At 60.1% G+C, this 16,063-nt stretch carries 17 protein-coding genes; 9 read left to right on the top strand and 8 right to left on the bottom strand.

Annotated features, from left to right (window positions below; translation table 11 throughout):
* Positions 1-12: 12 nt before the first annotated feature.
* The 5 genes from ACQY5P_RS01065 to ACQY5P_RS01045 form a co-directional block, all read right to left on the bottom strand.
* Entirely contained in the window at positions 13-480 is a 468-nt protein-coding gene (locus ACQY5P_RS01065; RefSeq protein ID WP_428408986.1) for a MarR family winged helix-turn-helix transcriptional regulator, read from the bottom strand.
* Between the two features lie 67 nt (positions 481-547).
* A complete protein-coding gene (locus tag ACQY5P_RS01060) occupies positions 548-1,276 on the bottom strand; it encodes an alpha/beta fold hydrolase (protein WP_428408985.1) in 729 nt (242 codons plus the stop codon).
* A gap of 15 nt (positions 1,277-1,291) precedes the next feature.
* Positions 1,292-2,131, bottom strand: a complete 840-nt coding sequence (locus ACQY5P_RS01055; RefSeq protein ID WP_428410615.1) for a p-hydroxycinnamoyl CoA hydratase/lyase — start codon at positions 2,129-2,131, stop codon at positions 1,292-1,294.
* 213 nt (positions 2,132-2,344) lie between these two features.
* Positions 2,345-3,856 carry an aldehyde dehydrogenase family protein gene (locus tag ACQY5P_RS01050; protein WP_428408984.1) on the bottom strand — a complete coding sequence of 504 codons (1,512 nt, stop codon included), beginning with the start codon at positions 3,854-3,856 and terminating at the stop codon, positions 2,345-2,347.
* Positions 3,819-4,082: a hypothetical protein gene (locus tag ACQY5P_RS01045; RefSeq protein WP_428408983.1), complete on the bottom strand. Its 264-nt coding sequence runs from the start codon at positions 4,080-4,082 to the stop codon at positions 3,819-3,821. Before ACQY5P_RS01045 ends, ACQY5P_RS01050 begins: the two co-directional genes overlap by 38 nt.
* Positions 4,083-4,275: 193 nt before the next feature.
* Between ACQY5P_RS01045 and ACQY5P_RS01040 the strand changes: the two genes are divergently transcribed.
* From ACQY5P_RS01040 to ACQY5P_RS01000, 9 genes are all read left to right on the top strand, one after another.
* Entirely contained in the window at positions 4,276-5,214 is a 939-nt protein-coding gene (locus tag ACQY5P_RS01040; RefSeq protein WP_428408982.1) for a helix-turn-helix domain-containing protein, read from the top strand.
* A gap of 425 nt (positions 5,215-5,639) precedes the next feature.
* The gene (locus tag ACQY5P_RS01035) at positions 5,640-8,129 is read left to right on the top strand and encodes a TonB-dependent receptor (protein ID WP_428408981.1); all 2,490 of its coding nucleotides are present in this window, start codon (positions 5,640-5,642) and stop codon (positions 8,127-8,129) included.
* Positions 8,130-8,247: 118 nt separating this feature from the next.
* The gene (locus ACQY5P_RS01030) at positions 8,248-8,781 is read left to right on the top strand and encodes a 2,4'-dihydroxyacetophenone dioxygenase family protein (RefSeq protein ID WP_428408980.1); all 534 of its coding nucleotides are present in this window, start codon (positions 8,248-8,250) and stop codon (positions 8,779-8,781) included.
* Positions 8,782-8,784: 3 nt separating this feature from the next.
* Positions 8,785-9,192 (top strand): VOC family protein, encoded by a 408-nt coding sequence (locus tag ACQY5P_RS01025; protein ID WP_428408979.1) that lies wholly within the window; start codon positions 8,785-8,787, stop codon positions 9,190-9,192.
* An 11-nt stretch (positions 9,193-9,203) separates the two neighbouring features.
* Positions 9,204-9,737, top strand: a complete 534-nt coding sequence (locus ACQY5P_RS01020; protein WP_428408978.1) for a 2,4'-dihydroxyacetophenone dioxygenase family protein — start codon at positions 9,204-9,206, stop codon at positions 9,735-9,737.
* Between the two features lie 3 nt (positions 9,738-9,740).
* Entirely contained in the window at positions 9,741-10,565 is an 825-nt protein-coding gene (locus tag ACQY5P_RS01015; protein WP_428408977.1) for an SDR family NAD(P)-dependent oxidoreductase, read from the top strand.
* Positions 10,566-11,573, top strand: a complete 1,008-nt coding sequence (locus tag ACQY5P_RS01010) for an alcohol dehydrogenase catalytic domain-containing protein (protein ID WP_428408976.1) — start codon at positions 10,566-10,568, stop codon at positions 11,571-11,573.
* 3 nt (positions 11,574-11,576) lie between these two features.
* The gene (locus ACQY5P_RS01005) at positions 11,577-12,326 is read left to right on the top strand and encodes an SDR family NAD(P)-dependent oxidoreductase (RefSeq protein ID WP_428408975.1); all 750 of its coding nucleotides are present in this window, start codon (positions 11,577-11,579) and stop codon (positions 12,324-12,326) included.
* A gap of 48 nt (positions 12,327-12,374) precedes the next feature.
* The gene (locus ACQY5P_RS01000; protein ID WP_428408974.1) at positions 12,375-13,265 is read left to right on the top strand and encodes an MBL fold metallo-hydrolase; all 891 of its coding nucleotides are present in this window, start codon (positions 12,375-12,377) and stop codon (positions 13,263-13,265) included.
* Between the two features lie 314 nt (positions 13,266-13,579).
* Here the strand turns inward: ACQY5P_RS01000 and ACQY5P_RS00995 are convergent, their stop codons facing one another.
* The 3 genes from ACQY5P_RS00995 to ACQY5P_RS00985 are packed head-to-tail and all read right to left on the bottom strand — an operon-like array spanning position 13,580 to position 16,006.
* Positions 13,580-14,344, bottom strand: coding sequence for a glutathione S-transferase family protein (locus ACQY5P_RS00995; protein WP_428408973.1), 765 nt, complete (start codon positions 14,342-14,344; stop codon positions 13,580-13,582).
* A 1-nt stretch (position 14,345) separates the two neighbouring features.
* Complete coding sequence (locus tag ACQY5P_RS00990) at positions 14,346-15,140, bottom strand: SDR family NAD(P)-dependent oxidoreductase (RefSeq protein ID WP_428408972.1); 795 nt, start codon at positions 15,138-15,140, stop codon at positions 14,346-14,348.
* On the bottom strand, positions 15,137-16,006 hold the full coding sequence (locus ACQY5P_RS00985; RefSeq protein ID WP_428408971.1) for an amidohydrolase family protein: 870 nt from the start codon (positions 16,004-16,006) through the stop codon (positions 15,137-15,139). Before ACQY5P_RS00985 ends, ACQY5P_RS00990 begins: the two co-directional genes overlap by 4 nt.
* Positions 16,007-16,063 lie beyond the last annotated feature (57 nt).

Below are 16,063 nucleotides of genomic sequence, written 5' to 3'. Positions count from 1 at the left end.
GCTTTTTTGCAGTTATATCTTGTTCAGCAGGCGCAGCAATGTTTTGCGCTCGCTTTCCGTCAGCCTTTCGAGGACCCGGCGCTCATTAGCCATGATGCGCGCTTTGCAGTTCTTGAGCATCGCCTGTCCCTGCTTCGTCAGGAACACCGAGACAGCCCGGCGGTCAGCCTCGTCCGGAATGCGTGTCAGAAGCCCCATCGCCTCAAGTTCGGCCATCAGCGGCGCCATATTGGCGCGGGCGACGCCCAGAGCCCTGCCGATCTCGCCCTGGCGGATGCCCGGATTCTCATCGACGACGGAGATTATCGAGACCTGAACCGGCCGCATGCCCGTGCCGGCCATGGCGGCGGCGAATTCGGACATGAAGACGTTCGAAACCTGCCTCAGGCGATAGCCTGCGAGGCTGTTCAAAAACTCGGTGCTGACATCCGGAGAACGGTCATCGAGAAGCTCCAGCACGGGCTTGTTCGTTATGGTCATCACCGGCATGATCTCTCCCCCGGCTCGCCATCAGGCGGTTGAAATTTAGCAGTTTCGGCCAATCCGCTCAATGAGAGGTCTCCCAGCCTTCCCCGGTGAACCACTCCGCCAGCGCACCATTAACGGACTGAGGCGCTTCAAACGGCGCCATATGCCCGGCTTCTTCGAATATCGCCATTTTCGCATCGCCATTGAGGCGCGCGAGAATGTCTTCATGCTGATCAACCGGGCTCCATTCATCCTGTCGCCCGACGCCAACGAGGACCGGACAGTTAATAGCCGCAAGCGCCGGCATCGTATCGGGACGCGTCAACAGAGCCTGGATTTGCCCTGCAAACCGCGCCGGCGTGAAGCCCGCCACCATCTCGCGCAGCGGTTTTAAAAACCCATCGTCCTGCCGGAATTTAGGATGCACCATGGGCGGCAGCCAAGCCTCGCACAACGCGTCCATGCCTTCGTTGCGTGCAAGATTGACGAGCCGCATGCGCTTTTCATGTTCCGCCGGCTTGACGGCGTGAATGCCTGTGTCGAGCAGCGCGAGGCGTTCGACTTTCCCCGGCGCCATGCGCAGCGCTTCGAGCGCCACGCGCGCGCCCATGGAATGGCCCGCGAGCGCAAAGCGTTGCGGCGCCGCTGAAAGCGCCCTTTCCGCCATGCCCGTAATGCTGTCCGCATCGCCATAATCGGCGACAATGACGTTGGCTTCAGAAGAAAACCGCTGAACCTGCGCGCGCCAGACCGTCTCATCGCAAAGAAGGCCGGGCAATAAAAGGAGCGCAGGCTTCGCGGCAGTCATCGCATCACCCCTTCGTTACTTCTTCTGCTTCGAGGTGTCGTAGGAGCCGAGGCCCGGCTTGTAGGTCTTGTCGTCGAGGAACTGCTTCATGCCTTCCTTGCGCGCCTCGCCGTCGAAATAGTTCAAGGCCTCCTGGGCGCGGATGAGATAATCCTCGGCGTTCTCATACGTCATCTCGCCGACCCGGCGCATGGCGTCCTTCGTCGCTTTCAGCGTCCACGGATTTTTCTCGAGCAGCTTCTTCGCGACTTCCGCAACGCGCGCTTTCAATTTGTCCGCCGGCAAGGCTTCGTTGACGAGCCCGGCTTCCGCCGCTTCCCTGCCGGTCAAATTCTCGCCCAGCATGGCGTGATACATCGCCTTCCTGAACGGCATCAGCTCGAACGCCACTTTCGTCGCGCCGCCGCCCGGCAGGATGCCCCAGTTCACTTCCGACAGGCCGAACTGCGCCTCTTCATCCGCATACGCCAGATCGCAGGCGTAAAGCGGGCCGTAACCGCCGCCGAAGCACCAGCCATTGACCATGGCGATGGTCGGTTTCTGATACCAGCGCAGGCGCTTCCACCATGTATAGGCCTCGCGCTGCGCGCCGCGCGTGCCGGCGAGCCCTTGCGCTTCGGTCTCGCGGAAATATTCCTTGAGGTCCATGCCCGCCGACCACGCCGTCCCTTCGCCGGTCAGGACGAGCACGCCGACATTGTCGTCGAACTCCAGTTTATCGAGCACCCGCAACATCTGCCGGTTGAGTTTCGGGCTCATGCAGTTGCGCTTCTCCGGGCGGTTGAACTTCACCCAGGCGATGCGGTCGACGACCTCGTAGGCGACGGTTTCTTCTTCTTTGCGCTCTTCAGTCATGACAAATTCCTGTCGCTCTTGCTGTCCCGAACTGACGCGCTGGCCGCATTCCGCGGCGGGCAGATAGTTATATGTCATTACTATCTTCGCTTATCATGCCGGCAAAGCCCGGGGGGCGCTCAGACGGTGCGAAAATTTGCGCTTTTTTGCGAACTCGCATGAAAAAGGCGCGCCCCGGGGTTGAGGCGCGCCGCATTTGTGAACCCGGTCTCGCTAAAGCGCGATGATGACCGATTTCGTTTCCATATAGGCTTCGACGCCGGTGCTGGATTGCTCGCGGCCGATGCCGGATTGTTTGTAGCCGCCGAACGGCAGCGCCGGATCGATCATGGAGTGGCAATTGCCCCAGACCGAGCCGGACTTAATCTTAGACGCGAGGCGGTGCATGGTCGAAAGATCCTTGGTCCAGACGCTGGCGCCGAGACCGTAAAGCGTGTCGTTCGCCGCCTTGGCGACTTCATCGATGTCATCGAAGCGCTGCGCGACGAGAACCGGTCCGAAGATTTCCTCGCGCACGACTTTCATATTCGGATTGACGTCGACGAGAATTGTCGGATTGACGAAATACCCTGCATCGGAAGGAGAGTCCCCGCCCTTGACGATGGAGGCGCCTTCCTTCTTGCCGGACTCGATAAAGCCCATAACGCGCTTTTGCTGTTCATCGGAGACGAGCGGACCCATGCGGTATTCCGGGCAGAGCGACGGACCGGGCGCCCAGTCGTCAGCATGCTTTGCAACGCCTTCGACGACTTTGTCGAACACTGACTTATGCGCAAACAGGCGCGAGCCAGCTACGCAGATCTGGCCCGCATTGAAGAAGATCGCGCCGGCGGCCCCGGCCGCAACGCTCTCCACATCGACATCCGGCATCACGACGACCGGCGACTTGCCGCCAAGTTCGAGCGTGACGCGCTTCAATGAGTCGGTGGCTGCACGATTGATGATCTTGCCGACTTCTGTCGACCCGGTGAAGGCGACCTTGTCGACGTCGGGATGAGTCGAGAGGCGCGCGCCCGCGGTTTCGCCAAGGCCGGTGACGACGTTAATGACGCCCGGCGGGAAGCCCGCCTGAACCACAAAATCGGCAAGCCGGAGCGCGGTCAGCGACGTCTGTTCCGCCGGCTTCAGGACGATGGTGCAGCCTGCGGCGAGCGCCGGGGCGATCTTGCCCGTCGCCATGATGAGCGGGAAGTTCCAGGGCACGATCTGCGCGGCGACGCCGACAGGCTCCTTCCTGACATAGGCGTGGAACGCGCCCGACGGCGCCGCCATGGGATCGATCTGAGAACCACTGATCTTGGTCGCCCAGCCGGCCATATAATGCAGCATCCCGGCGGAAGCGGGAATGTCCATGCCGGCGGCGACGCCGGCGTTCTTGCCGTTGTCGATGGCTTCGAGTTCAGCGAGTTCTTCCGCATGCTCCGTAATAAGGTCCGCAAGCTTGTGGATCATCTGCTCGCGCGCGATGGGCGGCAGGCCGGTCCAGCGACCGTCGTCAAAGGCCTGCCGGGCCGCGGCGACGGCGCGGTCGATTTCCTCATTCGAGGCGTCGGCGATCTGGCTGACGACCTTCCGGGTGGAAGGGTCGATCACGTCGATGGTCTTGCCGGTCTTCGATTCGACCCACTCATTGTTGATGAACAGCGACGGCCGCCGGGCCAGCGCTTTTTTCGCAGCGCTTGAGTATTCAGGCTGAACCATGGAGTTTTTCGGCATCACATTCATGGGAGCGGCTCTTTCCTTTTGTTCGGCTGCCATGGGGAGCGATCAGGACATCGAAACCAGAAGCCCTGCATTGCGCCCCGCATGGAGAGAATTTCAGCGATAAAATCACGGCCTTAATATCACAGACGACGCTTTGCATAAAAGCCGCGCCGGCGTTTTGCTTTTCTGGAGTGAAATGGGCGCCCTTTTGGTGGCGTCGGTTTTCCCTGAGCACAAAAGCGTTCATTGTGCGCCGCAATATGACTCTGGGTCATAGCAAAATCTTGCGCGGTCAAGCGATGAAAACGAGACTCCGCGTCAGAGCCGAATTTGTAACAAGCGCGTGAAAATCCCGGGGAAATAGTTTATGATGTAAAGAAAAATATCCAAAAACTTGCCGCGCGCTCTTCGCCGCGCGGCGGATCGGGGTGAAACGCCGGATGGCCGCACAGATCGAGCATATCCTCACCAATCAGCTCCCCCAACTGGAGCGTCTCGACTTCTGGAACCGCATCGCCAGCGAGACCTTTTGCGGCCTCACAGTCGATTCCGAGCGCGAGACGTTCGACGCAGAAATGTGGCGCTGGTCCATGGGCGATCTCACCATGATCCGGCCGAAATCCCCCAACGCCGTCGTCCAGCGCAACGCCCGCATCGCCCGCAGCGGCGGCGACCGCGTGATGCTGCATTTCCAGCATGCCGGCAGCTGTCTTCATACGCAGGCGAATAAAATCCGGCACCTGAGAGCGGGCGATTCCATCCTCACCGACAGTTATGAGGATTATCGGGTCGAGCTTTCCCACGACAACGATATGCTGGTCGTAGAGATGCCGCGAGGCGCGCTTGTGGAGCGGATGCCGAATTTGAACGACGTTTTGTCTTCGCACCGCATTTCCGGCGAAACGCCCTCCAGCCGCGTGCTGCATGACTTTATTCTTTCGCTCTGGCGCCAAGGCGATCAGAGCAACGCCGATCCAGCCTGGGTCAAAGGCATCACGGATGTGTTCTACAATCTCCTGGCCATGGCGCTTACTGACCGCAACCTCCGTGTGGAAAGCGATGCGCGGCTCATCAATCGCCTCACGGCGCTTGTCAAAGCGCGGCTCTGCGATCCGGAACTCAGGACTTCCAGGCTCGCTGAAGAGCTGGGCGTTTCGATCCGGACGGTTCAGAACGCCTTCGCCGCCATCGGCGAGACCCCGTCCGCCTATATCCTCAACAAGCGCCTGCATCTCGCCGCCGACCGGCTTGTGGCCGCGCCGGAGCTCAGCGTCACAAGCGTCGCTTACGAATCCGGATTTAATGACTGCAGTTATTTCACCCGCTGCTTCAAGCAGAAATTCGGCGTTTCACCGACGGCATACCGCGCCGCACACTAAAGCCGCCACACAAGCGCCGGCCTTGCCGGCGCTGTGGCAAGACCACAACATCAACTGTCATTGCGCGTAACTCCTTCCGGGCTTCGTGATTGTTCAAGACGGCGTCCGCAAATAAGGGGACGCTCTGTCTCAATAATGCTTGATCCCGCCGCATAACAAAAACACGGCGGGGGATGGGAGGGAATGTTTGTCTTTCCGACCTGGCCGCCGCGCCTTCGCACACACGAACGGGCGCTTGGGATGCAGGAAATCCCGCCAGTCAGGAAGACGGTCTTTCCCTGATAAATATCGCCAGTCTCTTTGATCGCGGCGCCCCAACCGGCGCCGACGATAGAACATCGAGCCTGTCGATGGTTCAGAACGACAGCAGGATTCCCGCCGAACGTGGCGGGGACGAGGCAACGCATCCCGGGAGGTAAAACAAGATGAAGTATAAATTGTCTGCAAGCATAGGGGCGATGGCGATGGCGCTGACAGGCGTCGCCAAGGCTCAGGTCGACACGATTACGGTGACGGCGCAAAAGCGCGAAGAAAACGTGCAGGACGTGCCAATTGCGATTTCCGCTTTCGACGGGCAGTCGCTGCAGGAGCGAGCGATCACCAGCGTCGCCGGTCTTTCGAACATCACGCCGAACGTCTCGCTTGACGCCGGCACGCCATTCTCCGGCGATCCGGCCGTTATTTCCGCTTATATCCGCGGCATCGGCGCCAACGATTTCGCTTTCAACATCGATCCCGGCGTCGGCGTCTATCTCGACGGCGTTTATCTCGCCCGCTCCATCGGCGCCAACCAGGATCTTCTCGACGTGGAACGCATCGAAGTGTTGAAGGGCCCGCAGGGAACGCTGTTCGGCCGGAACACCATCGGCGGGGCGATCTCCATCGTCACCCATGAGCCCGGCGACGAGTTCTCGTTCTCCGGCGATGTGACAACCGGCAGTTTCGAGCTGCTGCAGGTGCGCGGAACGGTCGACATTCCGCTGTCGGACTCGCTGAAATCGTCGGTCAGCTTCTCGATGAAGGACAGCCGCGGCTACATGAAGCGCATGCCCTACCCCGGTTTCGAGAATTATAATGTCGAGCCGATCCAGTCGATGCGCGCCGCGATCTACGGCAATGAAGGCGACTATGAAGGCGGCATCGACGCCAAGAACGCCCGTGTGAAATTGCTCTACGACAATGGCGGGCCGTTCCGGGCGACGCTTTCGGGCGACTATTCCTTCTCCAAACAGAGCCAGCTCGCCAACAAGGTGATCGCCACCAATGGCGCCGTCTTCGCGGGCACCTACAACTGCGCCATTGAGGGCATTCAGCCGCTTCCGGGCGACATGTCCTGCGGCGGCGGCCCACCGCCGATCGCCTATAATGGCGGCATTGGCGGCCTTAACTGGGTGGCGGATCTGCCGGCGCTGTTCGGCGTCAATACGGATATGGATCCCAATAATGACCGGCTGCCCTACGACGACCGGTTCGTCACCGACGATATCGACACGACCTACGCCAACGGCAACAACGTGGCGCGGCTTGAAAATTACGGCGTCCACCTGACGCTCGATTTCGATCTCGCCGAAAACGCCGCCGTCAAATCGATTTCCGCCTACCGCCATCTCGACTGGGATGTGGGCATGGATCTCGACGGCTCGCCGCTGAACTTCCTGCATACGAGTTTTACGACGGATCAATGGCAGTTCAGTCAGGAGCTTCAATTCACCGGCTCGTTCCTTGAAGACCGGGTGCGTTATGTCTTCGGCGGCTACTACTTCGTCGAGGAAGGCGACCTGCACGATTACGTGACGTTCGCGGAAGGTCTCCTTCAGGTTGACGGACCGAACTATCTGAAGACGAAAAACTACGCGGCCTTCGGCCAGATCGATTTCGATGTGACGGAATGGCTGACCATCACCGCCGGCGGACGCTACACGCACGAAAAGAAACAGTTTGAGGGCGCGCAATCGGACCGCAACGGCCTCAACTACAAGATCGCACAGCAATTCGGCGATCCGAATTGCTTGACGCTGGTTCCGACCATCTCGGAAGCCTGCCGCATTGCTCAAGGCTTCCCCGTATCGGGCGAGCCTCTGCGCTATTACGTGGACGGCCTTCAGGAGAAAACCTTCGACGACTTCTCTCCGAAAGTCAGCGTCCAGGTGAAGCCCGCAGACGGATTGATGGTCTACGGCAGCTATTCGCAGGGTTATCGCACCGGCGGATGGACAACGCGCCTGTCGAACCCGCTTCCGACCGCGCCGGATTTCGACGAAGAGGAAGCCACCAGTTGGGAAGTCGGCTTCAAGTCGACCTTCGCCGACAACCGCATCCTGCTGAACGCGGCCGCCTTCACGACGAAATATGAAGGCATCCAGCTCAACTTCCAGCAGGGCGTTTCGCCGACGGTGCAGAACGCCGGCGATGCGCGCATCAAAGGCCTCGAGGTCGAAACCGTGTTCGCTCCGGGCAACGGCTTCTCGGTCAACGCTTCGGTCGGTCTCATCGACGCGGAGTACACCGACGTCCTCGGGCCCGCCCAGGTCGCGGCGAATCCGCTGCAGGGCGGCATCTTCCCAGGCGCCGATCTGCCGAAAACGCCGGACTTCCAGTTCAATGTCAGCCCGCGTTTCGAATTCAATCCGGGCAATGGCGCGACGGTGATCCTTCTCGCCGACTACACGCACACCTCGTCCATGTGGAACGACACCGAGCGCACTTTCCTGCTCGAGCGTCCCGCAACGGACATCCTCAATCTCAGCGCGACCTATCGCGAGCCTGACGGCCGCTGGTATGTCACCGTCGGCGGCACCAACCTTACCGACGAACGCTATCTCACCACCGGTCAGGCGCAGATCGCCGGCGGGCAGATTTACGGCACCTACAGCCGCCCGGCTGAATGGTACGCACGTCTTGGCGTTGACTTCTAACCTTCCCATGACGCCCTGGCGGGACCTTCGGGTCCCGCCTTTTTTGTTTTATGCGCACAAAGGCAGTACCTTAGGGGCGACTGTTACTATGCGCACCCTGTGACGTAAGGAGGACGCGATGGCCGAGGCAGCAACGACAGAATTCTGGAAAGACATCAAACCGATCAAGGATGTCTTCAAACCGGAGTCCATGGGCGACGCCTATATGTCGAAGATCGCCGAGGGCGATGAACGCTACTGGGTGCCGATTTCCGAGACTGTGTCGTCGAAGCCGGTCTGGATTTCGCCGCAGCGGAATATGTGGGCCGACGTTCTGATGGCGAAAGAAGCGGGTCTTGTGAACCGCCACTACCACCCCCACCCGATCTGGGCCTACACGATTTCCGGTAAATGGGGCTATCTCGAACATGACTGGACGGCGACCGCGGGCGATTTCGTTTTTGAATCGCCCGGCGAAGGCCACACGCTCGTCGCCTATGACAGCCCCGAGCCGATGAAGGTGTTCTTCGTCGTCACCGGTCCGCTGATCTGGCTCGACGATGACGGCAACGGCGTCGGCCACTATGATGTCCACGACTACATCGCCGCCGCGCGCGAGCATTACGACAAGGTCGGCATCGGCGCGGATTACGTCAAAACCCTGTTCCGGTAGGTCATGCGAGTCAACGCTCTCGATCACGTCAACATCCAGACTCTTAAACTGAAAGAGACAGTGGGCTTCTACGCCGATGTTCTCGACCTCGAAGCGCGCGACCCGCCGCCGCCGCTCGATCCGAAACTGGTTCAGTGGATGTATGACGCCGAAGGCCGCGCGATCTTCCACCTGACGACGCCGGGCTCCATCATGGGTGACGGCGGCCGGCGCGAGTTGCCGCAGGAGACCGGACCGGTGCATCATGTGGCGCTCAATTGCTCCGGCCATGACGCCATGGTGGACCGTCTGACGTCGCTCGGTTTCGAATACAAGCTCAATCATGTGACGGCCATCGATCTGAAGCAGATCTTTGTGCGCGATCCGAATGGCGTCCTCCTGGAGCTCAACTACTTTACAGGAAATCATTAGGGAGACCCGTGATGTCAGGCATGAAAGCGCCCCCTTCGGGCGCCTACAAAATCGTCCAGGTGGAGGAGCTTTACGGCGACCTCATCGCGAAGCGAGGGCTTGAAGGCAGCTATGTCGGCAAGTCCGAAGAGGAAAGCCCGTGGGTCCCCTTCGGCGACAACGCCGCGATCCGCCATCTCGCCTTCGATGTGCGCCAGAATGTCTATTGCAACATCCTCTGGATCAAATCGCCCGGCGTCATCGGCACGCATAAACATCGCGGGCCCGTCTGGGCGGTCGGGCTTGAAGGCACGTTCCGCTATCTCGAATATGACTGGGTCTGCGGGCCCGGAGAATTCATCACCGAAATGCCGGGCACCGCGCACACCCTCGTCACCGACGATCCTAACGGCATGAAGGCGCTGTTCTGGATGCAGGGCGCCAACGAGTTCTACGACGAACAGGGAAACTTCGTCGAAACCCTCGACGTGTGGTGGTTCATGAACCACTACGAATCCTACTGCAAGGAAAAGGGCCTTCCCATCAACAAGCAGCTCTATCTCTAAGTCATGAAAGCACTCGATCAATTCGACATCAAAGGCCGTTCCGCGATCGTCACCGGCGCGGCCTCCGGCATCGGCCTTTGCTATGCGGAGGCCATGGCGGAAGCGGGCGCGGGCGTCACTCTCACCGATATCGACTTCGACGGCGCAGAACGTGAAGCCATGCGCTTGCGTGAAGAAGGATACGATGCGCGCGCGGCGCGTCTTGACGTCGTTGATCGCGAGGAGACGACCAAAGTTTTTGGCGAACATGTGAAGCATTATGGCGGGCTCGACATCGCCTTCGCGAACGCCGGCATCGATCCCGGCGACGGCTTCGCCGCGCCAGAAGGCGGGCGCAATCCGAAAGGCCAGGTCGACGCCTACAACCCCGAAGCCTGGGACCGCTGCATCGCCATTAACCTGACCGGCATTTACAACACCATGCGCGAGGCGGCGAAAGTGATGAAGGCGGGCGGCAAGCCCGGCTCGATCATCGCAACGTCGTCGAACGCAGGTCTCGTCGTCGAACCCATCGTCGGCATGCCCTATCACCCGGCGAAAGCGGGCGTCACGCATATGGTGCATTATCTCGCCATGGAGCTCGCCGAATACCGCATTCGGGTCAACGCCATCGCCCCCGGCCCGTTCGTCACCAATATCGGCGGCGGCTGGCTGCAGGACCCGGTGGTGCGCGCCGCATGGGACCATGTGGTTCCGCTGGGGCGCATTGCCGAGACTTACCAGATGAAACCGCTGGCGCTTTATCTCGCATCCGACGCCTCGAATTACGTCACTGGATCGCAGATGCTGATCGACGGCGGCATGGCGCTCGGAGGCTTTAAACAGTAAATGCGCGCGGTCGTTCATCAGGGGCTGCATCAAAAGCTCGCCGTTGAAACCGTCCCGGACCCGGCGCCCGGCGCCGGCGAAGTTGTCTTGTCGGTGGGACGCTGCGGCATTTGCGGCTCCGACCTTCACATGACGGAGGATCCGGCCTTCGGCGTCGATAAGGGCGCCGTGCTCGGTCATGAATTCGCCGGTGAAGTCATTGCTCTCGGCAAGGGCGTTGAGCGGCTCAAGAAAGGCGAGCTCGTTTCCGTCGTGCCGATTGCAAGCTGCGGCAAGTGCCCCATCTGTCTCGCGGGCGAGCCGGCCTGGTGCGAGAAAATGTATTTGCAGGGCGGCGGCTATGGCGAGTTCGCGGTCACAAATGAAAACCAGTGCGTCGCCCTGCCGAAATCCGCGAGCATGGCCGACGGCGCGATCATCGAACCCCTCGCCGTGGCGCTCCACGGCGTGATGATGGCGGAGCAGAAGCCCGGCGACAAAGTGCTGATCCTCGGCGCGGGGCCAATTGGTCTCGGCGTCGCCTTCTGGGCCCGCCGCTTCGGCGCCAAAGAGATCGTCGTTCAGGACATCAACCGCTATCAGGAAGAACGCGCGCGTCGCATGGGCGCGACGGATTTCATCGTCGACATGGAAGACCCCGTGGGCGCCGCGGAACGCGCGCTCGGCGGCAAGGCGGACATTGTTTACGAGTGCGTCGGCGTGCCCGGTCTTATTCCGCAAGCGGTCGACCAAGTGCGCGTCAAAGGCACGGTCCTGATCCTCGGTCTTTGCACGCGACCGGAAACCTTCGTTCCTTTCGTGGCGCTCTCCAAGGAAGTGCGGCTCCAGACTTCCGCCTTTTTCAAGCGCCAGGAATATGAGGCGGCGCTCGATGCGCTCGACGCCGGCGCCGCGGAGCCGCGCGCGCTCATCACGGACACGATCGGTCTCGACGCCGTGCCGGATGTTTTTGAATCGCTCAAAAAACGCACCCATCAATGCAAGGTGCTGATCGCGCCGAGGGGGTGACGCATGCGCTTTGAAGGAAAATCCGTTCTGGTCACCGGCGCCGCAACGGGCATCGGCCGGGCCGCCGCCATCGCCTTCGCGCGCGAGGGCGCAATGGTGATGATCGGCGATTACAACGACAAGGCCGAAGAGACGGTCGCGTCCATCGAAGGCGAAGGCGGAACCGCCGCCTTCCGGCATTGCGACGTCTCGAAAGGGACGGATGTCGAGGCGCTCGTCGCCGCCGCCGTCAAGGCCCATGGCCGCCTCGACGCCGCGTTCAACAATGCCGGCGTCTTTCCTCCGGAAAAAATGTTCGCCGATTTCGACGAGGAGGCGTTCGACTGCACCATCGCGATCAATTTGAAAGGCGTCTTTCTCTGCATGAAGGCGCAGCTTCCCATCATGGCGAAACAAGGAAAAGGCGCGATCCTCAACACCTCTTCCGTCGGCGGCGTCATCGCCAATCCGGGCATGGCGCCCTATATCGCGTCGAAACACGGCGTCATCGGCCTCACGCGGACGGCGGCGATCGAATATGCAAAACTCGGCGTCAGGGTGAACGCGCTCTGCCCCGGTTTCGTCCGCACGCCGATGACCGAACCGTGGTTTCACCGCGAAGGCTTTCTCGAGGCGTTTCTGCCGACCTCGCCCATCGGCCGCCCGGCGGCGCCGGAGGAGATGGCGGGAACCGTGCTGCATCTTTGTTCCGACGAAGCGAGTTTCACTAACGGCGCCGTGATCATCGCCGATGGCGGCCAGACCGCAATTTAATTGGCCGTTGCCTGAAGGACCGCGGCGGCAACAGCAGACAGGGAGGACATGATGAAACTTCTGGCCCGCGCGCTCGCCGCGCTTCTTTTGCTGGCGCCGCCTGTCTTCGCACAGGAGAAACCGCCGCTCGAAGTCGAAGTCCTTAGAACCAGCGCGGGCTCGCTTTACGCCAATATCGCGCTCATCAAGGGCGAGAAAAAAGCCGTGCTGGTCGATGCGCCCTTTACGATGGCGGATGCGCACCGCGTCGCCGCCATGGTGCTCGACAGCGGGAAAGAACTCGAAACCATCTTCGTCACTCACGACCATCCGGACCATTTCTTCGCCATGGAAGTCCTCACGGAGGCTTTTCCCAATGCAAAAGTCGTGGCGCATCCGGTGGTCGTCGCTGACATCTGGCGCTCGCTCCCATTCAAGGTGAAACGCTGGAGCCCGATGCTGGGCGACAACGGACCGAAAACGCCAACGGCGCCGGCGGCGCTCGACGGCGATACATTTCTGCTCGAAGGCCATGAGCTGAAAGTCATCGGCCCCATGCAGGGCGATCATGTTCACGCGACGGCGCTTTATGCTCCCGATATCGGCGCACTCTTTGCGGGCGATCTCCTCTACAACGAAATGTATCTCTGGTTCGGCGAGCACGGGCGGAAGGAAATCCGCGCTTGGGGAGACGCCATCGACGACCTCGCCGCGCTCAATCCGGAAATCGTCGTCGCCGGTCACTCTAAACCCGGCCTCGCCAACGATCCGTCGAGCCTTGCTTACAGCCGCGGCTATATCGACTTCTGGCTTGAGGCGTCGCGCAAAGCGAAAAACAGCGACGAACTGCGCGCCATGGTAATCGAGCAATATCCGGACTCGATCGACGTGCTCGGCGACTTCCTGCTCGGCAATTCGTCGAAAGTGACCATGGGCGAAGAACCGCGCTGGGAAGAGTGATCTCTTTCCCGCGCCGCGCTCTTTTTCACCCGCATGTTTTCTGGCGTTGCGGCGAATGTGGCGCCATTTGACATTTTCTGCTCGTTCGCTCTCATCGATTCATGCCTTTCGCGCGGCGCGCGGGAATGCGCGCAGATTGAAACCTGACTGCATCCGCGATTGCGTCATGCAAAGCTGACCACATGCAAACCGTCCGGAATGACAGCCGAGAACGATCATACATCCGCACCGAAAGTGGTGGATAACTATTCACCAACACTGGGAAATATTGAAGAATTCAACAGAAGTGATGAATTTTTCGCGTTATGCGGGCGCTACCTCACATGCCCCGAAAACGTTCGAAGCCGCGGGTCGGTTTTGTCGGGACCGGCGAGCGCCTTGGCCATGCCGGGGATCACCGTCACGCGATCGCGCCATTTGACCATGTTCGGCGCGCGGCTGGCGACATCCATATCCGGAAACATGCGCTCCACCATGGCCCCGCAATGGGAATAGAAATTGATGTCGGCGAGAGAAAACATGCCGCCCGCAAACCACTCATTCTCGGACAGGTGCTTCTCGATTTTATCGATAGCGTATTCGATCTTTTCGGTCGCATAGGCCAACTGCTCTTCAGAGAACCCTGATCGCGCCGTCATCCATTTCTTGCGCTGATCGGGGAGCGGAATGTTCTCCATCAGTTTTTCAAAATCGCCGCTTTCGATATTGCGCGCGATAACGCCGACCATGCGGTGCCAGCCATGCATGGAGACATAGTTCATCACATGCTCGTCGACGAATTTGTTCCAGTAGCGCATGCGCGCCTTGCCTTCCGGGTCGGCGGGCCGCAAGGACGGATAATCGGGAAACGCGTCTTCGAGATATTCATTAATAACGGTCGAGTGGGTAATGATGACGCCGTCATGATCCAAGACCGGCACCTGGCCTTCCGGATTGATGGCGACGAACCACGGCTGGTGCTGCTCGAATTTATGAAGATCGACATAGATCCCTTCGAACGGAATGCCTCGGCAATGCAGCGGGGCCAGCGACTTAAGCGAATTCGCAAGCGGTTCAGCGTGATAGAGTTTCAATGTCATCTCAGGCGCTCCTCATCACTCCAAGCATTCCGCCATCGGCGGAAATCGATTGCGCATTAATGTATTGTGCGGCGTCGGAGAGGAGGAACGCGGCGAGCCAGCCTGTTTCAGCCGGCGTCCCGACGCGCCCCTGCGGCGCCATCTTGTCGAGGATCGCCACGGTCGCCTCGACATCGCCGCCGCCGATCTGGTCGGCGAGCCCTTCGAGCATGGGCGTCCGGATAAGGCCCGGCAGCAGGCAATTGGCGCGGATATTCCGGCTCGCATATTCCGCGGCGATGGCGCGCACGAGACCGAGCACCGCATGTTTCGACATGACGTAAGCGGGCGTCATGGGAAAGCCGCGTTCCGACGCAAGCGAGCCGGTGCAGACGATCGACCCGCCGCCCGCTTCAAGCATGGACGGCAAAACTTTCTGCACGAGGATGAACATGGATTTCAGATTGACGTTCATCACCTGATCGTAACCGTCGAGCGGATAATCGGTCATCGGCGCCGCAGGTCCGCCCATTCCGGCATTGGCGAAGACGCCGTCGACGCCGCCCCACAAGTCCTTTGCTTTATCGACCAGCGCGGCGATGTCTTCCGCATTGCCCATGTCGGCGGCGAGATAGGCCCCCTCGCCGCCCCCCTTCATCACCGCATCGGCGACTTTTTTCAGCTTGTCTTCCGAGCGCGCGGCGACAAGCACTTTTGCGCCGAGCGATCCCATGATCTCCGCCGCCGCGGCGCCGATGCCAGTTGAGGCCCCGGTGACGATGATGCGTTTCCCGGCAAGCGTAATGGAATTCTTCATTTCAATCCGAGAAGCTTCGCCGCGTTGTCTTTCATAATCATCGGCATCACGTCCTCACGGAAGCCGGCGTCCTTCGCCGCATCCATCCACTTGTCCGGCTTGATGAGCGGAAAATCAGAGCCGAACAGCATTTTGTGTTTCAACTGCGTGTTGGCGTAGTGGATCACCTGTTTCGGAAAATATTTCGGCGACCAGCCGGAAAGGTCGATATAAACATTCTCCTTGTGCAGCGCCATGGAGAGCGATTCATCCGTCCACGGCCAAGACGGGTGGGCGAGAATGATCTTCATGTCGGGAAAATCGACCGCAACGTCATCGACCATCATCGGCTGGCCGTATTTCAGGCGAATGCCGCCGCCGCCGCGCATCCCCGTTCCCATGCCCGAATGGCCCGTATGAAAGATCGCCGGGAGTTTATACTCCGCGATCACCTCATAGATCGGCCAGGCCATGCGGTCGTAAGGATGAAAGTTCTGGATCGGCGGATGAAACTTGAAACCCTTGACGCCGTATTCCTCAATCATGCGGCGCGCCTCGATGGCGCCGAATTTCGACTTGTGCGGATCGATGGAGGCGAAGGCCATCATGATGTCGCTGTTGTCATTGGCGAACTGCGCGATTTCCTCGTTGCGGATGCGCTTGATACCCGTGCCGGATTCCATATCGACCGTGAACATCACGAACGCGATCTGTTGCGCGCGGTAATATTCGATGGTCTCGGGGATGGTCGGCCGCTTGCGGTCCGCCTTGAAATAGATTGAAGCCGCGTCGAGGAATTTGCCCATGATCGGGTCCTCGGGGTCGTTGCAGGAGACCTCCGCATGGGTGTGAATGTCGATGGCTTTGATCTTGTTGAGGTCGATCATGGGGACTCCTTTGGCGTATGGCGAGTTTTACGCCAATTCCGCTCCCAAAGGACAGCC

Origin of the sequence: Hyphococcus sp., assembly GCF_965267305.1 — a bacterium.
Classification (GTDB): Bacteria; Pseudomonadota; Alphaproteobacteria; order Caulobacterales; family Parvularculaceae; genus Hyphococcus.
This window is presented reverse-complemented; position numbering and strand designations above follow the sequence as displayed.

Excerpts from the sequence above, each read along its gene's own strand:
- ACQY5P_RS01035 (WP_428408981.1), top strand. The coding sequence starts at position 5,640 with ATGAAGTATAAATTGTCTGCAAGCATAGGGGCGATGGCGATGGCGCTG.
- ACQY5P_RS01015 (WP_428408977.1), top strand. The coding sequence starts at position 9,741 with ATGAAAGCACTCGATCAATTCGACATCAAAGGCCGTTCCGCGATCGTC.
- ACQY5P_RS01050 (WP_428408984.1), bottom strand. The coding sequence starts at position 3,856 with ATGAATGTGATGCCGAAAAACTCCATGGTTCAGCCTGAATACTCAAGC.
- ACQY5P_RS01010 (WP_428408976.1), top strand. The coding sequence starts at position 10,566 with ATGCGCGCGGTCGTTCATCAGGGGCTGCATCAAAAGCTCGCCGTTGAA.
- ACQY5P_RS01065 (WP_428408986.1), bottom strand. The coding sequence starts at position 480 with ATGACCATAACGAACAAGCCCGTGCTGGAGCTTCTCGATGACCGTTCT.
- ACQY5P_RS01055 (WP_428410615.1), bottom strand. The coding sequence starts at position 2,131 with ATGACTGAAGAGCGCAAAGAAGAAGAAACCGTCGCCTACGAGGTCGTC.
- ACQY5P_RS01060 (WP_428408985.1), bottom strand. The coding sequence starts at position 1,276 with ATGACTGCCGCGAAGCCTGCGCTCCTTTTATTGCCCGGCCTTCTTTGC.
- ACQY5P_RS01005 (WP_428408975.1), top strand. The coding sequence starts at position 11,577 with ATGCGCTTTGAAGGAAAATCCGTTCTGGTCACCGGCGCCGCAACGGGC.
- ACQY5P_RS01030 (WP_428408980.1), top strand. The coding sequence starts at position 8,248 with ATGGCCGAGGCAGCAACGACAGAATTCTGGAAAGACATCAAACCGATC.
- ACQY5P_RS00985 (WP_428408971.1), bottom strand. The coding sequence starts at position 16,006 with ATGATCGACCTCAACAAGATCAAAGCCATCGACATTCACACCCATGCG.
- ACQY5P_RS01025 (WP_428408979.1), top strand. The coding sequence starts at position 8,785 with ATGCGAGTCAACGCTCTCGATCACGTCAACATCCAGACTCTTAAACTG.
- ACQY5P_RS01000 (WP_428408974.1), top strand. The coding sequence starts at position 12,375 with ATGATGAAACTTCTGGCCCGCGCGCTCGCCGCGCTTCTTTTGCTGGCG.
- ACQY5P_RS00995 (WP_428408973.1), bottom strand. The coding sequence starts at position 14,344 with ATGACATTGAAACTCTATCACGCTGAACCGCTTGCGAATTCGCTTAAG.
- ACQY5P_RS01020 (WP_428408978.1), top strand. The coding sequence starts at position 9,204 with ATGTCAGGCATGAAAGCGCCCCCTTCGGGCGCCTACAAAATCGTCCAG.
- ACQY5P_RS01040 (WP_428408982.1), top strand. The coding sequence starts at position 4,276 with ATGGCCGCACAGATCGAGCATATCCTCACCAATCAGCTCCCCCAACTG.
- ACQY5P_RS01045 (WP_428408983.1), bottom strand. The coding sequence starts at position 4,082 with ATGAACGCTTTTGTGCTCAGGGAAAACCGACGCCACCAAAAGGGCGCC.
- ACQY5P_RS00990 (WP_428408972.1), bottom strand. The coding sequence starts at position 15,140 with ATGAAGAATTCCATTACGCTTGCCGGGAAACGCATCATCGTCACCGGG.